The organism is Coleofasciculus sp., assembly GCF_046565525.1.
Lineage (GTDB): Bacteria > Cyanobacteriota > Cyanobacteriia > Cyanobacteriales > Coleofasciculaceae > Coleofasciculus.
On record NZ_JBKHUP010000052.1, the window covers coordinates 25060 to 43704 of the forward strand.

General features: G+C 45.6%; 15 protein-coding genes and 1 riboswitch. Of the genes, 11 read left to right on the plus strand and 4 right to left on the minus strand.

Features of this window, described 5'->3' with window-relative positions:
- Nucleotides 1–35: 35 nt before the first annotated feature.
- Together rnc and ACLGGO_RS19025 are read left to right on the plus strand one after the other, a co-directional pair.
- Nucleotides 36–743 (plus strand): ribonuclease III, encoded by a 708-nt coding sequence (gene rnc / locus ACLGGO_RS19020; protein WP_446420489.1) that lies wholly within the window; start codon nucleotides 36–38, stop codon nucleotides 741–743.
- Between the two features lie 86 nt (nucleotides 744–829).
- A complete protein-coding gene (locus ACLGGO_RS19025) occupies nucleotides 830–1954 on the plus strand; it encodes a Gfo/Idh/MocA family protein (RefSeq protein ID WP_446420490.1) in 1125 nt (374 codons plus the stop codon).
- Between the two features lie 27 nt (nucleotides 1955–1981).
- Here the strand turns inward: ACLGGO_RS19025 and ACLGGO_RS19030 are convergent, their stop codons facing one another.
- Nucleotides 1982–2593 carry a Uma2 family endonuclease gene (locus tag ACLGGO_RS19030; protein WP_446420491.1) on the minus strand — a complete coding sequence of 204 codons (612 nt, stop codon included), beginning with the start codon at nucleotides 2591–2593 and terminating at the stop codon, nucleotides 1982–1984.
- Nucleotides 2594–2674: 81 nt separating this feature from the next.
- Entirely contained in the window at nucleotides 2675–4789 is a 2115-nt protein-coding gene (locus ACLGGO_RS19035) for an ATP-binding protein (protein WP_446420492.1), read from the minus strand.
- Nucleotides 4790–5004: 215 nt separating this feature from the next.
- On the opposite strand from ACLGGO_RS19035, the gene ACLGGO_RS19040 reads away from it, so the two are divergent.
- From ACLGGO_RS19040 to ACLGGO_RS19050, 3 genes are all read left to right on the plus strand, one after another.
- Nucleotides 5005–5706, plus strand: a complete 702-nt coding sequence (locus ACLGGO_RS19040) for a RibD family protein (RefSeq protein WP_446420493.1) — start codon at nucleotides 5005–5007, stop codon at nucleotides 5704–5706.
- Between the two features lie 279 nt (nucleotides 5707–5985).
- Entirely contained in the window at nucleotides 5986–7182 is a 1197-nt protein-coding gene (locus ACLGGO_RS19045; RefSeq protein WP_446334139.1) for a GNAT family N-acetyltransferase, read from the plus strand.
- A gap of 183 nt (nucleotides 7183–7365) precedes the next feature.
- Nucleotides 7366–7749, plus strand: a complete 384-nt coding sequence (locus ACLGGO_RS19050; protein WP_446334140.1) for a DUF4346 domain-containing protein — start codon at nucleotides 7366–7368, stop codon at nucleotides 7747–7749.
- 46 nt (nucleotides 7750–7795) lie between these two features.
- Here ACLGGO_RS19050 and psb32 read toward each other — a convergent pair whose 3' ends face one another.
- Nucleotides 7796–8512, minus strand: coding sequence for a photosystem II repair protein Psb32 (gene psb32, locus ACLGGO_RS19055; RefSeq protein WP_446334141.1), 717 nt, complete (start codon nucleotides 8510–8512; stop codon nucleotides 7796–7798).
- Between the two features lie 329 nt (nucleotides 8513–8841).
- Here psb32 and ACLGGO_RS19060 point away from each other — a divergent pair, with 329 nt between their 5' ends.
- The 4 genes from ACLGGO_RS19060 (at nucleotide 8842) to ACLGGO_RS19075 (ending at nucleotide 13610) form a co-directional block, all read left to right on the plus strand.
- Nucleotides 8842–9336, plus strand: a complete 495-nt coding sequence (locus ACLGGO_RS19060) for a photosystem I reaction center protein subunit XI (RefSeq protein WP_446420494.1) — start codon at nucleotides 8842–8844, stop codon at nucleotides 9334–9336.
- Between the two features lie 68 nt (nucleotides 9337–9404).
- On the plus strand, nucleotides 9405–9521 hold the full coding sequence (locus ACLGGO_RS19065; protein ID WP_446334143.1) for a photosystem I reaction center subunit VIII: 117 nt from the start codon (nucleotides 9405–9407) through the stop codon (nucleotides 9519–9521).
- A 701-nt stretch (nucleotides 9522–10222) separates the two neighbouring features.
- Nucleotides 10223–10319: riboswitch (TPP riboswitch) on the plus strand.
- Nucleotides 10320–10327: 8 nt separating this feature from the next.
- Nucleotides 10328–11701 carry a phosphomethylpyrimidine synthase ThiC gene (thiC, locus tag ACLGGO_RS19070; RefSeq protein ID WP_446334013.1) on the plus strand — a complete coding sequence of 458 codons (1374 nt, stop codon included), beginning with the start codon at nucleotides 10328–10330 and terminating at the stop codon, nucleotides 11699–11701.
- 202 nt (nucleotides 11702–11903) lie between these two features.
- The gene (locus ACLGGO_RS19075; protein WP_446420495.1) at nucleotides 11904–13610 is read left to right on the plus strand and encodes an adenylate/guanylate cyclase domain-containing protein; all 1707 of its coding nucleotides are present in this window, start codon (nucleotides 11904–11906) and stop codon (nucleotides 13608–13610) included.
- Between the two features lie 51 nt (nucleotides 13611–13661).
- Here the strand turns inward: ACLGGO_RS19075 and ACLGGO_RS19080 are convergent, their stop codons facing one another.
- On the minus strand, nucleotides 13662–13961 hold the full coding sequence (locus ACLGGO_RS19080; RefSeq protein ID WP_446420496.1) for a hypothetical protein: 300 nt from the start codon (nucleotides 13959–13961) through the stop codon (nucleotides 13662–13664).
- A 665-nt stretch (nucleotides 13962–14626) separates the two neighbouring features.
- On the opposite strand from ACLGGO_RS19080, the gene ACLGGO_RS19085 reads away from it, so the two are divergent.
- Together ACLGGO_RS19085 and ACLGGO_RS19090 are read left to right on the plus strand one after the other, a co-directional pair.
- A complete protein-coding gene (locus ACLGGO_RS19085) occupies nucleotides 14627–15511 on the plus strand; it encodes a hypothetical protein (RefSeq protein WP_446420497.1) in 885 nt (294 codons plus the stop codon).
- A 76-nt stretch (nucleotides 15512–15587) separates the two neighbouring features.
- Nucleotides 15588–18581: a CHAT domain-containing protein gene (locus tag ACLGGO_RS19090; protein WP_446420498.1), complete on the plus strand. Its 2994-nt coding sequence runs from the start codon at nucleotides 15588–15590 to the stop codon at nucleotides 18579–18581.
- Nucleotides 18582–18645: the final 64 nt, after the last annotated feature.

The window sequence follows — 18645 nt, forward strand, 5'->3', positions numbered from 1 at the left end:
TAAACCCGCCCTTGAACACAAGTCATAAATGAATTATGACCATTGACCCCAGACGACACAAACAACTGCAAAAATTAGTGCAAAAGCTCGGATTACTTGACAATGCACCTGTTCAATGGTATCTAATCGACTTGGCGCTGACTCACCCCAGTATGTCCGCCGATGTGAACTATGATCAGTTGGAATTTGTCGGGGATGCTGTGGTGCGAATTGCTGCCTCAGAGTTATTATTTGAAACCTATCCCAACGCTAAAGTCGGTGACTTTGCGGCAATTCGTTCCGTGTTAGTGAGCGATCGCGTCTTGGCTCAATTGGCTCAAGAGTACGGACTGGAGCGATACTTGCTCCTAGCTCCCAGCGCGGCGGCTGATAAAATGGGTGAGACTTCACGACGGGCTGATGCCTTTGAAGCGATGTTAGGCGCACTCTATTTAAGTACCCACACCTTAGAATTAATTCGCCCTTGGCTTGATCCTCATTTTCAGCGATTAACTGAAGAAATTCTTAAAGATCCCGCCCGCCAAAACTATAAAGATGCTCTCCAAGAATGGACTCAAGCTCACTATAAACGTTTACCCGAATATCGCCTTACCGAAACCAATACCGTTGAGGTAAATGAGAATCGTTTTACTGCCCAAGTTTGGTTTCAAGGTCAGCAATTGGGTGAAGGAAAAGGGCGCTCTAAAAAAGCGGCAGAACAAGCCGCCGCTAAAGATGCTTTTGCTAAAGTCATTAGTCATTAGTCATTAGTCATTAGTCATCGTGACATCAGGGTGAAAAAACGCTCATAGTGAAACCCACCCCGAAAAACTCAAAACTCAAAATTTCTATGAAGATTAAAATTGCCGTATTGGGAGCAGGACGATGGGGTACACATTTGGTGCGGAATTTCGCGTCACATCCGGATGCCCAACTGGTAGCAGTAGTTGATTCCTCTGAGGAACGCTTAACTCAGCTTAAAGAACGGTTGAAACTGAATGACAATGTGGTTCTAACAGACAATTGGCAGTCGATACGTTCCCAAATAGAGTGTGATGCGGTTGTGATCGCGACTCCGGCTGTGACTCATTATTCCCTGATTCAAGACGCCCTACAGCAAGGTTTCCATGTCCTTGCAGAAAAGCCCTTGACCCTCGATGCGGCTGAATGCCAACAGTTGTCTGATTTAGCCCGTCAACAGCAGCGCCAATTGATGGTGGATCATACCTATTTATTTCATCCGGCTGTTGAGCAGGGCAAAGCGGTGGTGCAATCGGGGTGTTTAGGAGAATTGCGCTATGGCTATGCTGCTCGGACTAATCTAGGACCGGTGCGTCAGGATGTAGACGCGCTGTGGGATTTAGCGATTCATGATATCGCGATCTTCAATACCTGGTTAGGTGAGCAACCTGTGCAAGTTCAAGCCACGGGACGAGTGTGGTTACAACGTCAAGAAGGAGCAAGGGACACGGCTGTAGGGGCTCCTTTGACTGATAAAGTTTCGCTGCAAACCTCTAACGTAACTAAACCTGCCCTTCTTAGTGAGCAAGATTTAGCAGATTTTGTTTACATTATTTTGACGTACCAGACGGGTTTTCAGGCATATATTCACTTATGTTGGCTCAACCCGGATAAACAACGGCGTTTGGGGGTAGTGGGGAGTCAAGGAACGTTGATTTTTGATGAGATGCAAAATGATACGCCTCTGACGCTTCAGCATGGGTATTTTGAGCAAAGTGGAGATGTTTTTACGCCTGCGGGTTTACGGCGTGAAGTCATAGAAATCAAGGGGAGCGAACCTTTGGCGGTGGTGTGCGATCGCTTTTTGCAGAGTGTACGCGGTAATCAACCTGTCTCAGAGTCTTCAGGCTGGGTGGCGGCTCAATTGGTCAATATCCTCAGTTGTCTATCCCAGTCTCTCCAACAGGGGGGAGAGCCGATTAAGGTTCCCCGGCTATCTGAGCGGTCAACTTGACATCCCATCGCGCTCAAGCAAGGTAGCTTAAGTTTCTTCTGGATTATCTTCAGGAAAGACAACATCTTCATACAGCAAAGAAATAGGACATCGGAAATCAACGCTAGTTAAATACACCTCTAGTTCTGTGCCGTTAGCCGTTGTTTCTTCAAATGAATAAGACGTGAGTTCCCATTTTCCTTTCTCATTGAGCCGATAGGATTCCACGTTCATTTTGTCTGGCTCAATCAGAACATATTCTTTTAAGGTATCAATCCGACGATAATGCTTAAATTTATTGCCGCGATCAAAAGCTTCTGTACCTGGAGACAGGACTTCTACCAGTAAACAGGGATGATAGATAATTTTACGCGCTCTTTGATCTCGCAGATCGCAACTAACCATCACATCTGGATAGTGAAAAGGTCCCTGAAGCGAAACTCCTACTTTGGCATCTGCCATAAAGACTTTACAGCCTTTACCCCGCAGGTGATTTTTGAGTGCAGATGTCAGATTGACGGCAATGGAGTTATGGGGAAGGGTTCCCCCTGTCATCGCAAAAACTTCCCCATTAATATAGTCGTACTTTATGGGCTGTTGTTCTTCCCATTCCAGATACTCCTGAGGAGTCATTAATTGAGGTTGGGGTTGAGCAATCATTTGAAATGTTTCCTTTCAATATGAGACATGGGATAGTTCTTCCGGCGCTGTCAATCCCGTAGGTAATCCTAAGTTGATAAATTAATCGGTTGTAACTTTTCCGTTAATCTCGCCAATTGACTCCTGAGGTTTAGACAAGTCTGTTGATAGCTGTGCGGGTTGCTCATTATCCCGTTTAGCTTCTGTCTCCTTTCCTGTTGTTTGGACAAGGGGTAAGCTAATATTTACCGTCGTTCCCTGACCTTCTCCAGCACTAAACAGAGTAATTGTCCCCCCCATCAATTCGATCAAGTTGCGGGAAATAGCCAGACCGAGACCTGTACCACCGTACTTGCGTGTGGTTGACCCATCTACCATGACAAAGGGACGAAAAAGTTTAGACTGTTGCACGGGATCAATGCCAATTCCCGTATCTTTAACCGTTACAACAACTTGGGAAAGCAACTCTCCAGTTCCCTGAGCTTTAGTGACTTGCCCATTGCTGGGAGTATTGGAGACGCGAGCAATAGAGGTAGAATCATCAGCACTTACTAATGGCTGGGTCTTTTCACTGGCTGGTTCAATCCGCGTACTGACTGTAATGCTGCCCGAATCGGTAAATTTTTCGGAATTACCAATAACATTGATCAGGACTTGCTTAAGTTTAGCGGGATCGGCGCGGACTGGAAGTTTTTCATGTAAGTCTTTTGTATGGAAATCGATACCCTTCACTTGAATCGGTACTGCCTGCAAGTGAATCACTTCATCAAGTAGTTGACGCAGATCGATAAGTTCAATTTCAACCGATAGTTTACCCGACTCAAGCTTTGCCAAATCCAAAATATCGTTGATAATTTTCAACAGGTGAATGGCAGCATCATCGGCTCGTTGTAAAAAGTCTAGTTCTTCCTCGCGGTCATCACAGAAACCATCTTTGACCAGTCGCAGGGAACCAATAATACCATTGAGGGGAGTTCTCAGTTCGTGGGATGTCGTGGCAAGAAACTCATTCTTAAGCTGGTTGGCGGCTTGGGCTTCTTTCCAGGCGGCTTCAAGTTCTTCCGCCCAATGTTTGAGGCGCTCAAACATGGCATCAAGGGCTTCGGCTAATTGGTTAATTTCTCGAATTTTGAAGGTATGAGGAATGCGATAGTTAGAGTGAAGCTGGGATTCATGGAGGGCGCAATCTCTGAGCTTTTCTAAGGGACGGGCTAAATCGCGGGCAATATAAATCGTGGCTAAAATACTGGCAGCAATTAAGCCACAGGTGAGGATAAACAGAACTTGGCGGATATCCTGAAGACCGACCAACGCACTCTTTAAGGGAGTAACGGCGAGAATAATCCATTGTTGGTCGGATTGGTCGCTAATCGGACTTTTAATCGCGGTGTAGCCAGCGAGGAATTCCTGAGCGTCCTTTTCCAAGGCAAGATGGATAAAGGACTCACGACCTGCGATCGCGTCTTCGACCAGACTTTGAAATCTTGGAGAATCGAGTTGTTCGTTGATATTGCGTCCCACTTGCTTGGGGATGGGATGCACCAGAATCTTACCTGATTGCGTAATTACCACGGGTTCGCCAGACAGTGAACCGGGCTGGATATATTTGGACTGGAGTAAGGTTGAGCGAATACTCAAAGCATATTGAAGTTGACCATCGGAGTTATAAACGGGCGCACTCAACAGAATGGGGAGTTGAGTTTTGGCTGAGATGGCTTCGGCTTGCTTTTTGGGGGGGGTTGAGGGTGCTGGGGGAAGTAGCACTGTTACCTTAATTTGAGACGGATCTGAAGAGACCTCACCTTGCTGTCTAGACCATTGCGATACCACTGGCTGAGTGACGAGTAACGGTTCGTCACAGGTACTGCTAACGATATCTTGAGTCTGGATATCACTCAACTGCACGCAATTGATCGGGGTTGGTAGTTGTTGCGCCAGTTGATTGACAAATTGTTGATAGGCTGTCGATGACTGAGATTGAAGGACTATGGCTTGGCTAGCGGTCAGCAGGTTGGCTTTTAACGCTGAAATCGCCTCTTGAATGCTGTCCCCTTTTCTCACAGCACTTTCGGTTAAATTTTGACGTGCTGTGTCGAGAAGCGTTGAGCGTGCTTTTGTGTAGGTCACATAAACTCCCAAGAGCAACACTGGTACGCTGAGTAACAACAGGCGTGACAGCAGAACACGACGAAAGGAGGATTGACCTGGCTTAGCCATAAGATGTGCTGGTGTGATAAGAAGAAAACGCAAAAGAAAAAGTAATCTTTAATACAGTTTACGAGTCACCGAGTCTCCATGAAAACCCCTTATATCTATCCTAGAACTATTCAAAACTTCTTTCGATTGTTCTGATTTAGTTGCAGATATTCAGACAATAGTTGGGTCAATTGCGCCAAAATAGTCACCATTGTTGTTTTTTGCCCCAGACAACTATGCCGGAAACATCTGCCATCAATCGACCCCATACTACCGTTGTTTTAGCAATGAGTGCTGATGGTAAGATTGCGGATATGACGCGATCGCCTGCTCGATTCTCATCGCCTGCGGATCAAGCCCATCTGGAAAACCAGGTGGCATTAGCGGATGGTGTTTTGTTCGGTGCAGGGACTCTCCGGGCTTATGGGACTACTCGGATTGTCTCAAATCCCCACTTACGGCAACAGCGTCAACAACGGGGCTTACCCATCCAACCTGTGCAGATTGTTTGCTCCCGTCTAGCTCAATTCGATCCGCAATTACGCTTTTTTCGCCAAAACGTGCCACGTTGGCTGTTGACGACACCAGCCGGTGCTACATCATGGCAGGATGAGTCAGATTATTTTGAGCGAATTTTGGTTGTGAACACCTCTAGTGATGGGATGAATTGGCATGACGCTTATCAACAGCTAAACCAATTGGGAATCCAAAGGCTTGCCGTCTTAGGGGGGGGTGAATTAATGGCGTCTCTACTCGCTGCTGATGTAATCGATGAACTCTGGTTCACAGTTTGCCCCCTGATTTTAGGAGGTGCAGCTGCCCCAACGCCAGTGGAGGGGTCTGGATTTTCGGAGCAATTGGCAAGGCGTTTAGAACTTTTGGCGGTTGAGAGGATTGAGCAAGAGTTATTTGTGCACTATCGCCTGTTGAGGGGATGAGATGGGGGAGTAGTAGAGACGTTGCAGGCAACGTCTCTACTCTCTTAAATAAAGGGCAGGTTTTGTCGCCAAGCTGGGAACAACAGTCAAGATTAGTCCCTAAACCCGCCCCTACAAATTCACCATGCCCTATCAGCGAAGTGAAGGGTCAAAATAAACTCTACTATGTTAACTTATGTAAATAACCCCTCCAACCCTTGCCAATGACAAATGACAAATGACGATCTTCACCGTTCATTTTAACCCCTGCCAACCTAGACCTAATTATAGATTTTCCCAATGGTTTACCAACCGCAGACTGACTATTCCGTTACCTGGGTTAACCGGATCGCTGATATTCCCCAAGCGGCTTGGGATGCCCTTGCCCAACCCCTGAAAACACCGTTTCTAGAATGGGATTGGTTGAATAATTTAGAAACATCGGGAAGTGCGACGTCTAAAACGGGATGGTTGCCCAATCACTTAACGGTATGGCTAAACCGACAGCTTATTGCCGCTGCGCCCTTCTACATTAAAGGTCATAGCTATGGAGAATTTGTCTTTGATCACCAATGGGCAGATCTATCCAATCGCTTAGGCGTTCGCTACTATCCAAAGCTATTGGGAATGACGCCGTTTACCCCAGCAGGCGGTTACCGATTTTTAATCGCACCTGGAGAAGATGAAGATGAACTCACTGAGATTATGATCAGTGCTATTGACCACTTTTGCGGGAATAACCGGATTAGCGGCTGTCATTTTCTCTTTGTTGACTCTGAATGGCGACAGGTGATGGAACGCCATGGTTTTACTAGCTGGTTGCATCACAGTTATATTTGGCAGAATAAAGGGTTTAGTAGTTTTGATGATTATCTGAGTATCTTTAACGCCAATCAGCGGCGTAATATTAAGCGGGAACGTAAAGCGGTTACCCAAGCCGGACTGCGTTTGATTCCTTTAGTCGGGGATGATATTCCAAAATCATTATTTCCCCTGATTCATAACTTCTATAGCAGCACCTGCGATAAGTTTTTTTGGGGTAGTAAGTATCTGACGCGCAAATTTTTTGAACAGTTGTATCCCGACTATCGTCATCGCGTGGTATTGGTGGCGGCTTATCGAGATGATGATGACCGACATCCGGTGGGAATGTCGTTTTGTATTCATAAGGGCGATCAGTTGTATGGGCGTTATTGGGGCTGTTTTGAGGAATATGATTGCCTACATTTCGATGCTTGCTATTACACCCCCATAGAATGGGCGATCGCGAATGGGATTAATATGTTTGATCCGGGCGCAGGGGGACGCCACAAGAGACGGCGAGGATTTCCGGCTACACCGAATCACAGTCTGCACCGATTTTATAATCAACGCCTGATGCAAATTTTGCGCCACTATATTGGTGAGGTGAATGAAATGGAACAAGAAGAAATCGATGCGATTAATAACGACTTACCATTTACTAAACGAGACATTGAATTTTTGGTTCAGGATTGATTTTGTCGGGCAATGATCACTTATGAAAGTCTCTTTGTTTCCTAACTAACCTCAGCATAATTGGCAGGAGTCTGAATTTTCGTCCCAATTGTCCATTTGAGTCTTCTGCCTCCTACCCTCTGCCTGCTTTAAAGTGTCCAAGCACGGTACTATTCAAGAAGGGAAACATTGAGTTAAGAAAAGATGAACCAAACAGCAGAAGACCTGCGTACTATTGATGACAAACTGTCTAAGCGGGAAATTGAACTTGATCCTGGTGGATATTTTATTATCTACCTTGACCGGGATGGGGGGTTAATTTGTGCCAAACATTTCACCAATGTGATCGATGATCGCGGTTTAGCCGTTGACCCAGAAACAGGTAAACCGATTCCCGCACGGGGGAAGGTGGAACGGACTCATACTACCTTATTTACAGGTAGAACCGCCAAGGAAATTTGTGTGACTATTTTTGAGCAAACCCAGCCCTGTCCAGTCACAATGTTAGATCATGGGGCTTATTTAGGACGGGAGTTTATGCGGGCTGAGTATGCTTTAATTACTGGACAGGAGTATGTCCAAGATTAGCGCCTCACAGGGAACAGTGGCAAATGACAAATGACAAATGACCAACTTAGCCAGAGAAGCCCTGATAAAAGAAGTAGGTTGCCATCGGTACTACTGTAGCGACAACCAATAAGACAACAACCCAGATGGTCGAGTTTTTGGTGTCAGTTTCTTCAGCACTGGTAAATGTGCCTTCAACCTGAACCGTTTCTTCGACAACCGGAGGACCGGGATCAGGTTGACCCGATAGAACAGCAACTAAGCGATCGCTAGCCTCTAAAAAAGACTTATTGTACTTGTTACCATCCCGTAAGGGGACTGTCATTGTTTCTGAGGCGACACTTTCGGCGATGTCGTCGGGCATAATTGACTTGACTGCTTCCCCGGTGACAATGGCAGTATTATTGGTCAGGGTATCAATCAGCAGCAACGTTTGATTGGCTTGTGCTTCCGGTGTCGGATACCATTTTTCAAATAGGGCTTGGGCAAAGCTGTCTGCGGTTTCACCGTAGTCTAAACGGCGAATGGTCACAAATCTGACTTCCTTGTCGGTTTTCTGGGCTAAGTCTTCCAAGCTTTTGCTCAACTTGCCTTCACTCAGGCGGCTGAGTACGTCGGCTTGATCAATCACCCAGGTTGGTTCACCCGCGTTGACCTTGGGCATTTGGTAGACGCCTATAGCGTTGGCAGGTGTAGCTACCAATCCGCTGACTAAAACGCCCAGCAATAGCGGTAGTATTAGACGTTTCAGGTTTTTGTATAGTTGATTGAAGATTTGTCTCATTTACTGACTCTTGAGATTACTATTTTTTTCAAAATACTACAATAATAGTGAACGACCGACTTTTAGCTCATGTCTTGACATCGAGCCGCATTTGTGCAGGTCATATCCCTGATTTCTCCAAGAAGTCAGGGGTTTTGGTCTGTGGGCGTAGATGATGATTCATGCCGATTACTCCATGGAGACACGGCGGTGCTATATCCTTAACCTATAACTAATTTGATGAAGTTTTTTAAAGGTCTTCCCATATTCTGCCATGGGATTACCCCTCCCTGCGTACAATGTTAAGTCAGGTATTTTTGTAAACATTCAGAGTGAGAGGCAACATCTAAATGGCAGATGCAAGAGATATGGAAATGGTAAAACCTTATGGGGGTGACCCTTTTGTGGGTCATTTATCGACTCCTATCAGCGATTCGGCGTTTACCAGAGCGTTTATTGGCAACCTGCCAGCTTACCGCAAAGGGCTATCCCCGTTTCTACGCGGTTTGGAAATTGGCATGGCTCATGGTTACTTCCTGCTTGGTCCGTGGGTTGTATTTGGACCGTTACGGGATTATGAACCTGCCAGGTACCTGGGCGGCTTAGTCGGCGCCTTGGTGTTAGTTCTTCTGGGAACCGCCGGAATGGCAGCTTGGGGATTAGTGTCGCTCAAAGACGCCGCCGAAAGCCCTCCGAGTACAGAACGGCTCAAAACCTCTGAAGGTTGGAGTGAATTTGCGGGTGGATTCTTTGTTGGAGGTATGGGTGGCGCTTTCGTTGCCTATTTCTTACTTGAGAATTTTGAGACGGTGGATGCCATTTTCCGGGGTTTGGTTAATAACTAACCCCTATGGTTCACGAATTGAGTAATATTTGTTTGGGACTCTTGTAAATTTAGATAGGACAATTTGACATGACCGGTTCTTATGCAGCTTCGTTTTTACCCTGGATTCTGATTCCTGTCGTCTGTTGGCTCATGCCTGCGGTGGTGATGGGACTTCTGTTTATCTACATCGAAAGTGACGCCTAACTTTAGTGCGAGCATCTTGCTCGCCATCTGATCTCGCATTGTGAGGGGAGCATTGTGGGCGAGACGCTCACGGCTGCATGTTAATGCAAGTAGGTTGGGCTTTTGGAACGAAACCTAACTTATCGGGTTAGCTTGAATATTGTGTGCTTTCCTTGACATGCTTCCGACGCTAACAGAATCTGATCCATCTTTGTCACTTTGGGGTTGGGTTCTGGGCGAAGCATTCTTGAATCAGCTTATGGGCTTCGTACTAAGTTGTTGGCAAGAATGCTTCGCCCCTACGAGTTGTTGGCAAGAATGCTTCGCCCCTACGAGTTGTTGGCAAGAATGGGCGATTTCCTAGGAGAATATTGATTGTTATTCCGATATAACATCTGATGGAAGGTGACAACCACGGTGTATTCATCTCTATCACAAGAAACCTTAAAACTACGCTGGGGATACAGTGACTTGAGATGATTTGCCCACATTTGTTTGAGCACTTGTCCTAAATAAAATAAGCAAGAAGAGGCGACTAGAAGTCACAGCTACACAAACAAAGTCCGCCTGCGCGGACTGGGTTATAACGGGGGTAGCTAACCCGGATTTGGTATCACCACAAAACTTATTCAGCAGCCCCTATTTAGGTGTGCCAACTAGCTACAAATGTAAACTTTTATAAAGCTTGCTCCCCTCACCCAAGCCTAGTGGTACGATGAACAACTAATAGCTAGGGGTGCCTGAGCAACCAGGCTGAGATTACACCCTGAGAACCTGAGACTGGTTAAGACCAGCGGAGGGAAGCGGTTTATTAAAAGGAATCTAATATGAGATCAGAATGGGTCGCTAAGCGGCAGGGACAGGGTAATGTTACACAAATGCACTACGCCCGCCAAGGTGTGATTACCGAGGAAATGCATTATGTCGCAGGGCGGGAAAACCTCTCCCCAGAACTGATTCGGGATGAGGTGGCGCGGGGACGAATGATTATTCCTGCCAATACTAACCATACCAACTTAGAACCGATGTGTATCGGCATCGCGTCTAAGTGTAAAGTCAATGCCAATATTGGTGCGTCTCCCAATTCTTCCAATATTGACGAAGAAGTCGCTAAATTGAACCTAGCGGTTAAATATGGCGCCGATACTGTGATGGATTTATCCACGGGGGGTGGGAACCTAGATGAAATCCGCACGGCGATTATCAACGCTTCCCCTGTACCCATTGGCACAGTACCAGTGTACCAAGCCCTGGAAAGCGTTCACGGTACGATAGAAAACCTGACCCCGGATGACTTTCTCCAGATTATTGAGAAACATGCCCAGCAGGGAGTTGATTACCAAACCATTCACGCGGGACTTCTGATTGAACATCTACCCTTGGTGAGAAATCGCCTAACCGGTATTGTTTCTCGCGGTGGCGGTATCCTGGCGAAGTGGATGCTGCACCACCATAAGCAGAATCCTCTGTACACTCACTTCGACGATATTATCGAGATTTTCAAGAAGTACGATGTTTCCTTCAGTTTAGGCGATTCCCTACGTCCCGGCTGTACTCATGATGCCTCTGACGAAGCGCAATTGGCAGAACTGAAAACCCTGGGACAACTGACTCGCCGCGCTTGGGAACATGATGTGCAAGTGATGGTGGAAGGTCCGGGTCATGTGCCGATGGATCAAATTGAGTTTAATGTCAAAAAGCAGATGGAAGAGTGTTCTGAAGCACCCTTCTATGTGCTCGGACCCTTGGTGACTGATATTGCCCCTGGTTATGACCATATCACGTCCGCGATCGGGGCAGCAATGGCGGGTTGGTATGGGACAGCCATGCTGTGCTATGTGACGCCGAAAGAACACTTAGGACTACCGGATGCTGAAGATGTGCGAAATGGCTTAATTGCCTATAAAATCGCTGCCCATGCTGCTGATATTGGACGCCATCGCCCTGGCGCACGAGACAGAGACGATGAACTCTCCCGCGCCCGTTATAACTTCGACTGGAATCGCCAGTTTGAGTTATCACTTGACCCCGATCGTGCAAAAGAATATCACGACGAAACTTTGCCCGCAGATATCTATAAAACGGCTGAATTCTGCTCAATGTGTGGACCCAAGTTCTGCCCAATGCAGACCAAGGTTGATGCGGATGCGTTGACAGAATTGGAGAAGTTCTTAGCCAAGGAACCTGTTAAGCAAAGCTAACTTTAGATTATAACACATAGAACAAGAAGGTGGGTAATACCCACCTTTTTTTGTTTTTTATGAGTCGGAATTGATGCTTAGGGCTTATGCAAGTTTTCACGGTTTCAGTCAAAATAGTTACCAGCAAGTCATTAATGTTCATCCTTCAAGTGGTGTGGCTACCATTTAGATACATTGTGCAGTGTTTCAAAACGGTTAACCCTTGTTTAAGCCGAATCGTCAAAGTAAACGATTAAAAAAAAATCTGCTTAGAGGAATTGTCAGTCTCATCAGATGGCTGGCAAAACTTGGTAAAGGTTTATATAACACGATAATGTCGCTGCGATCGCGTCGGCGTTCCTCTACCCCACCCCCGATGCAAGCTGCACCCTTACCCGCCAACGAAGCAGAACGGCTCAAAGCTCTGCGGGGGTACAACATCCTTGATACACTACCCGAACAAGACTTTGATGACATGACGATGTTAGCCTCACACATCTGTGGGACTCCCATCGCCCTGATTAGCCTGATTGATCAAAATCGCCAGTGGTTTAAGTCAAAAGTTGGCATCGATGCGACACAAACACCCAGAGAACAGGCATTTTGCGCTCATGCTATTCTGAATCCCGAAGATATCATGGTTGTACCCAATGCCTTAGAAGACGAGCGGTTTGCCGGGAACCCTCTGGTAACGTCTGATCCGAATATTCGATTTTATGCTGGTGCTCCTTTAGTAACAAAGGATGGTTTTCCCCTGGGAACCCTCTGTGTGATTGACCAGATTCCTCACGATCTCACACCGCAACAGATCACCGCCCTCCAAGCTTTAAGCCGTCAGGTGATTAACCAAATGGAACTACGATTGAATTTAACCCGGTTAAATCGCCAAGTTGCTAGGCGCCAGGAAGTCGAAGCCAAGCAGCGAGTATCAGATCAGCAAGTCGTCGAACTCCTCGAAAGCATGACCGATGGGTTTTTTGCCTTGGATAGACAATGGCGATTTACCTATATCAACAAAGTCGGCGCTCAAATTTTACAGCGCCAACCTGAAGAATTACTGCGCCAAAATCTCTGGGATACTTTTCCCGATGCGGTGGGTTCAAAATTTGATCAGCAATATCACAAAGCGATGGATCAACAGAGTCCTGTCACCTTTGAAGCCTTCTACCCACCCATCAGATGCTGGTTTGAAGTGCGAGCTTTTCCCTCCTATGAAGGACTCTCAGTTTTCTTTCATGACATTACCCAACGCAAGCAAACCGATGCGGCTTTAAAACGGGAAAAGCAAAAAGTTGAGAACTTGTTACTCAATATTTTGCCCCAAACTATTGCCAAGCAGTTGCAACATGAGCCAGGATTAATCGCCCAGAAACATGAAGATGTGACCATTTTATTTGCCGACTTAGTGAAATTCACTCAACTAGCGGGGCAGATTTCTCCCCAAGAACTGGTTAGCTTGCTCAACATGATCGTTTCTACATTTGATCGATTAGCCCAAAAGCATGGTTTGGAAAAAATTAAGACCATTGGTGATGCTTATATGGTAGTTGGCGGACTACCTACCCCTCAGAGCAACCATGTCGATGCGATCGCGCAAATGGCACTGGATATGCAACAGAGCCTTGAACAAATCAATACCTCAACGGGTAAGAATTTTCGTTTGCGGATTGGGATTAACACCGGAGTCGTTATTGCTGGCGTTATTGGTACGACTAAGTTTAGCTATGACATTTGGGGTGACGCAGTGAATATCGCTAGTCGCATGGAATCTCGCGGTCAACCCGACAAAATTCAGGTGACTGAGATAACGTATCAGCGCTTGCGAGACAAGTTTGAGTTAGTCGAACGGGGATTTATCCGGGTTAAAGGCAAGGGTAAAATGAAAACCTATTGGTTAATGGGTGAAAAGCCGAAAATTGTGCAACAGTAAGAAGTAGGCGAACCGCTCGCACTCCTATTCCCTTCTACCTTCTGCCTTCTACTATAAATCGTGACCAATTTGAGGGTTAATGGATGTCTCACAATCTACAGAGGAAGCAGGAAAACTGAATGATATCGCTAACGCCATACCAGAAAGAATTAAGAACATGAGCCAGGATTTGCGGCGTTGGTGTTCATCGGATTGCGTCTGTTCATCCATTAGCCAATTCCACAGTAGGAAGCAAAGACTGACGCACGGTTCTAGGTTGGATTTGAACAACCAGCCGATGAGATTAGGAATTAGGAATTCGGCTAATAGCCAGAGTTTATTTTTCCAGGTTTTGGATGTTGGAGATTTCATGGCTTGACCTCGTTAAATTTAGGCTTATGAGGTCTAGTCTGGCGATGGAATAAATAGATTGAAAACAGGAAGTAGGTAGTTAGAAAAAGTAATTCGATTGATTGGGATTGTGGTAAATTAACGATAATTATCTACAAATGGCTCGAAACAGATTATAAATAGAGGAAAATAATTGGAAATAGCTGTAAATAGTAGGTTTTATTTCTTAGGGTATTTCTAATGACAATTGACATCGGTTTTGCTACGTTAAATGTAGGGGCGCAAGGCTTGCTATCTAGGTCAACTTAAGCCACAATCTCCCTCACCCCCAGCTTAGCCAGCCCTCACCCCCAGCCCCTCTCCCAAGCGTGGGAGAGGGGAGCAAGAGGGGAGAAAGAGGGGAACAAAAAGGGATTAAGCAGCTAACTTTTCACGGTATGTGACACAAGGAAGGGAGGTAAGTTTTGATCCTTTGCTTTGTTCAAGGGAATCTGGTTTTGAGAGAGAGATTGTGTAGGGGCGGGTTTCACTACTATCTTTTTGGTTGCATCCAGATGTGACTAAACCCGCCCCGATTCAAGTTTCTAGACTTCCCCTAAAAAGTTAGGCTTTGAAGGGAAACGGGAAGGGGATAAAAGCGGGTTAGGGGATGAGGGTGAAAATGTCAAAAACCTAGGGTTAACCGTATGAATTACAATCAAAAGTTTCTGGACGATATCAACCAGCAGTTATTTCCACGAGATATTACCGATAAAAATCTCAGAGAACGCATCTTCTTTCCGCTGCGGTTTCAGCGGCGGGAGTCTCAGCCGTCTCATGTAGAAATCGCCGAAGAAATGAGTCAGACAGAACCATTACTGGGGGTTAATTGTCAAACCTCAATTAATACAACTGTACAAAATGTAATTCGGCGGCTGGTGGAGGTATTTGGTGAAGAAATGGCAAAAGATGGCGTGAATACAGCGCCGTTAATTCAGCGACAACGGGGTAAAAAAGGCGCGTGGGAGGTGGTTTATCAGTGGTTGTGGGAGGATAAGTTTCCTCGATGGCAATTGGATTGGATTTGGCAGGAGTTGGTAAAGCAGGCGGATTCTCCAGCAGATTGGATTCGATTTACTCCGGTTAATCCGGGGGATAAAAAATTAGTGGTTCCTCTGGGTAAGACGCGAGAACAACCTGTGATTGGGGTGAATATTCCCTCGATGATGCATATTGATTTAGAGTGTAATTCGGGACATTTATTATTACTGAATCGCGGCAGTGAGAGTCAGTATATAATGTGTCCATCAGCCGCGTTTGCGCCAAGGAATCGCCTCACGGGAGAAACAATACTTATGCCTCAGCTTGGGGCAATATGTGAACAAGATAAAATTAAGTTTGATAGTCTAGGCAAAGAAGAGTTTCTAGGGATTGTGGTGAATCGCTGGTTAGAGTTTCCCTGGTTAAAACCGAATGAGGAGGAACCTGCACCGATTTGGGATACTGAACGGTTGCATCAATTGTGGGTTAATTTGGAAGCAGAGGAAAATTGGCGGGGATTTTATCAGGCGTTTGAGGTGGTGGAGGTGTAGATAGACGGCTAAACTTAATCGTTTCTGTTCAATCTTTTGTTTATGTAAACGTTTTGAATACCGAGGATAAATATCAATGGACGAACAACGAATGACTGCCTATATTAATCTGATTCAATCCCTGTTAACTTGTCCCAATGGGGAAGAGTTCTCCTTATTGCAGGCGAACGCCGAATTAGTGGATCAGGAGTTTGTGCAGGTAATGAAAGCAGTTGCGGCGCAAATGGCAGAGGCGGGAAATGAGAATGCCGCGAATTGGTTACTAAAATTAGCGGAAAGGCTGAGAATTCCCTCAACCTCAGTAAACCCCCAAGACTATCTAGATTTATTGAAGTTTGTATTGCAAGCAGTGGCAACTGATAATCGTCCTCAGTCAATCTACCCTCTGCTACAAAAAAATCTGGATAAGCTGGATAATAACTTTGCCCAAATATTAACAGCGTGGACAAATAAAACTTTAACTGAAACTGAAACAAAATCAGCTATAAGTATAGCTGCAAATATTTTTTGTTTCAGCAATTTAATTCAATATTTTTATTTAGGGAATATCGCTAGCAATAAAGAAATTGCTATTACTGGATATCAAGCCGTTGCTATCGTTTTTACCCAGTCAGACTTTCCCCAAGATTGGTCAGCTACTCAAAACAATCTGGGGAATGCCTATCGTGAGAGAATACGCGGGAATAGGGCACAGAATCTAGAAGCGGCGATCACACATTATCATAACGCTTTACTTGCCCTTACCCAGTCAGACTTTCCCCAACAATGGGCAATAACTCAAAACAATCTGGGGAATGCCTATCGTGAGAGAATACGCGGGAATAGGGCACAGAATCTAGAAGCGGCGATCGCACATTTTAATAACGCTTTACTTGTCTATATCCAGTCAGACTTTCCCCAAGATTGGGCAATGACTCAAAACAATCTTGCTCTTGCCTACAGCAATAGAATATGCGGGAATAGGGCAGAGAATTTAGAAAACGCGATCGCACATTGCAATAACGCTTTATTTGTCTATACCCAGCCAGACTTTCCTGAAAAATGGGCAATGACTCAAAACAATCTGGCGGCTGCTTACAGCTATAGGATACACGGGGATAGGGCAGAGAATTTAGAAGCCGCGATCACACATTATCACAACGCTTTACTTGTCCTTAGCCCTGATAATTTCCCAATATATTGCTTCAAAACGAGCAAAAATTTAGGCAACCTTGCTTGGGATAATCACAATTTAAAATTGGCGATTCAAAGTTATCAACTAGCCATCAAAGCTGTCGAACAAAGTCGTAACTGGGTGATTGATGAAGAACGCCGCCAAGAGATACTCGCGGATTCAATTTATGTCTACAATAAGATAGTACAAGCTTATCTAAATATTGGTGAAATTGGCAAGGCTTTAGAATATACCGAACGCTTCCGTTGTCAACGCCTAGTTGAATTGATGGCGAGTGATGTGCTTAACCTAGGGGGAGAAATTAAGCCAGAAGTCCAAGAATTGTTAATTGACTATGAAGAATTGCACCAGCGGATTAATAGCCTACGATTGAGTTTTCAGACAGAAGCGACGCCAGCATTAACGAAAAGTCGTCGATTGCCGGATGGGGAAGCATTAGCAGCAAACCTAGCAGAAATTCAGAGATTAGAGGCAAAAAAACAACAGGTTTGGAAACAACTGCGCCGTTATGATCCAGTATTGGCGGGACAAATTCAGGTAGAACATCTGAATTTAGACCAGATGCAGGAGTTAATCGAAAATAATACCACTGCCTTGCTGAGTTTCTACACTACGGGTGATGATACTCATGTTTTTATCCTGCTTAAGGATAAGAGTCCGCAAGTCTATACCTGTCGAGAACAGGGATTTGAAACATTCCAGGATTGGATAATTGAAAACTGGTTTATTCCCTATATTGGGGCAAAGGCAGAATGGGGAGAAAACATAGAAACGTTTCTCCAAGAACTCGCCCAGCGTTTGCAGCTAAAGGATTTGATTTTTCAGTATCTCACCGGAATTGAGGAATTAATTATTGTGCCTCATTTAGCTTTACATCAAATGCCCTTTGCCGCGTTGCCGATTTATGGGATAGAGACGTTCCACCGGAACGTCTCTACAAGCGTAGGGAATGAGGGAAAAACACGGGTAGATGGAGAAACACGGGGATTAGTCATTGGCAAAAAATCTCAACCCAAAGTAACCGTAACTCCCACCACCTATTTAGGCGATTTATTCCGAATTCGGATTGTACCAAGCTGCCAAATTCTCTACTATTGCCACCAACGCCCGCCAATCCCAAATCAGCCGACAATGGGTATTGTTGAAGATGCCACAGAAGACCTACTTTTCACCCGCTACGAATGCGAAACCCTTGCCCAATCCTACGGCGTTTCTGCTGACAAACGCCTGCAAGGGCGCAAGGCGACAGTAACCGAATACAAAACCTTAGCCTCACAGGTGCAAATTCTCCACTCTAGCCATCATGCCATATCGAATCCCACACAACCCCTAGACTCTTATTTAGTATTAGGGGATGGTTCTCTAACCCTGAGTCAACTCATCAGCCCCGGTTGGCGAATGCCCAATTTATCTGATGTATTTGCCTGCTGCTGTGAGGTCAATTTTAGTGTTAACAAAGTTACCGATGATTTACTCAGTTTAGCCACAGGATTTCTCTGTGCTGGAGCCAGGAGTGTGGTGAGTACCCAGTGGTCGGTAGAGGACTTAGCCAGCGCCCTGTTAGCGATTTTTTACTACAATTTTCGTCAGGCGGGGATGAGCCGTTCTCAGGCGTTACAGCAGGGGCAGATTAAACTGCGGAATTTAACCGGAGAGGAGTTTGCCAGGAATTATCAAGGGGAGATTGACAAGTCGTTACAACAGCAGTATGATCAGGCGATGACTCGGCGGAATGATGCCAACGTTAAGGGTGATGTGGCTGAGTGCCAGAAGTGGCAGGATTTAGCGGATAAGATTCAGGTACAACAGCAGCGTTTGCAGTCGTTGGCGCAGGAGAAACAGCCTTTTTCTCATCCCTATTATTGGGCAGGTTTTGTCTCTCAGGGATTGGCTTGATGATTGTCATTTGTCATTTGTTCTGACTTTTCACGGGAAGTCTAGAAACTATTGTAGAGACGCG

Excerpts from the sequence above, each read along its gene's own strand:
- ACLGGO_RS19045 (WP_446334139.1), top strand. The coding sequence starts at position 5,986 with ATGGTTTACCAACCGCAGACTGACTATTCCGTTACCTGGGTTAACCGG.
- ACLGGO_RS19080 (WP_446420496.1), bottom strand. The coding sequence starts at position 13,961 with ATGAAATCTCCAACATCCAAAACCTGGAAAAATAAACTCTGGCTATTA.
- ACLGGO_RS19085 (WP_446420497.1), top strand. The coding sequence starts at position 14,627 with ATGAATTACAATCAAAAGTTTCTGGACGATATCAACCAGCAGTTATTT.
- rnc (WP_446420489.1), top strand. The coding sequence starts at position 36 with ATGACCATTGACCCCAGACGACACAAACAACTGCAAAAATTAGTGCAA.
- ACLGGO_RS19025 (WP_446420490.1), top strand. The coding sequence starts at position 830 with ATGAAGATTAAAATTGCCGTATTGGGAGCAGGACGATGGGGTACACAT.
- psb32 (WP_446334141.1), bottom strand. The coding sequence starts at position 8,512 with ATGAGACAAATCTTCAATCAACTATACAAAAACCTGAAACGTCTAATA.
- ACLGGO_RS19090 (WP_446420498.1), top strand. The coding sequence starts at position 15,588 with ATGGACGAACAACGAATGACTGCCTATATTAATCTGATTCAATCCCTG.
- thiC (WP_446334013.1), top strand. The coding sequence starts at position 10,328 with ATGAGATCAGAATGGGTCGCTAAGCGGCAGGGACAGGGTAATGTTACA.
- ACLGGO_RS19060 (WP_446420494.1), top strand. The coding sequence starts at position 8,842 with ATGGCAGATGCAAGAGATATGGAAATGGTAAAACCTTATGGGGGTGAC.
- ACLGGO_RS19065 (WP_446334143.1), top strand. The coding sequence starts at position 9,405 with ATGACCGGTTCTTATGCAGCTTCGTTTTTACCCTGGATTCTGATTCCT.
- ACLGGO_RS19035 (WP_446420492.1), bottom strand. The coding sequence starts at position 4,789 with ATGGCTAAGCCAGGTCAATCCTCCTTTCGTCGTGTTCTGCTGTCACGC.
- ACLGGO_RS19050 (WP_446334140.1), top strand. The coding sequence starts at position 7,366 with ATGAACCAAACAGCAGAAGACCTGCGTACTATTGATGACAAACTGTCT.
- ACLGGO_RS19030 (WP_446420491.1), bottom strand. The coding sequence starts at position 2,593 with ATGATTGCTCAACCCCAACCTCAATTAATGACTCCTCAGGAGTATCTG.
- ACLGGO_RS19040 (WP_446420493.1), top strand. The coding sequence starts at position 5,005 with ATGCCGGAAACATCTGCCATCAATCGACCCCATACTACCGTTGTTTTA.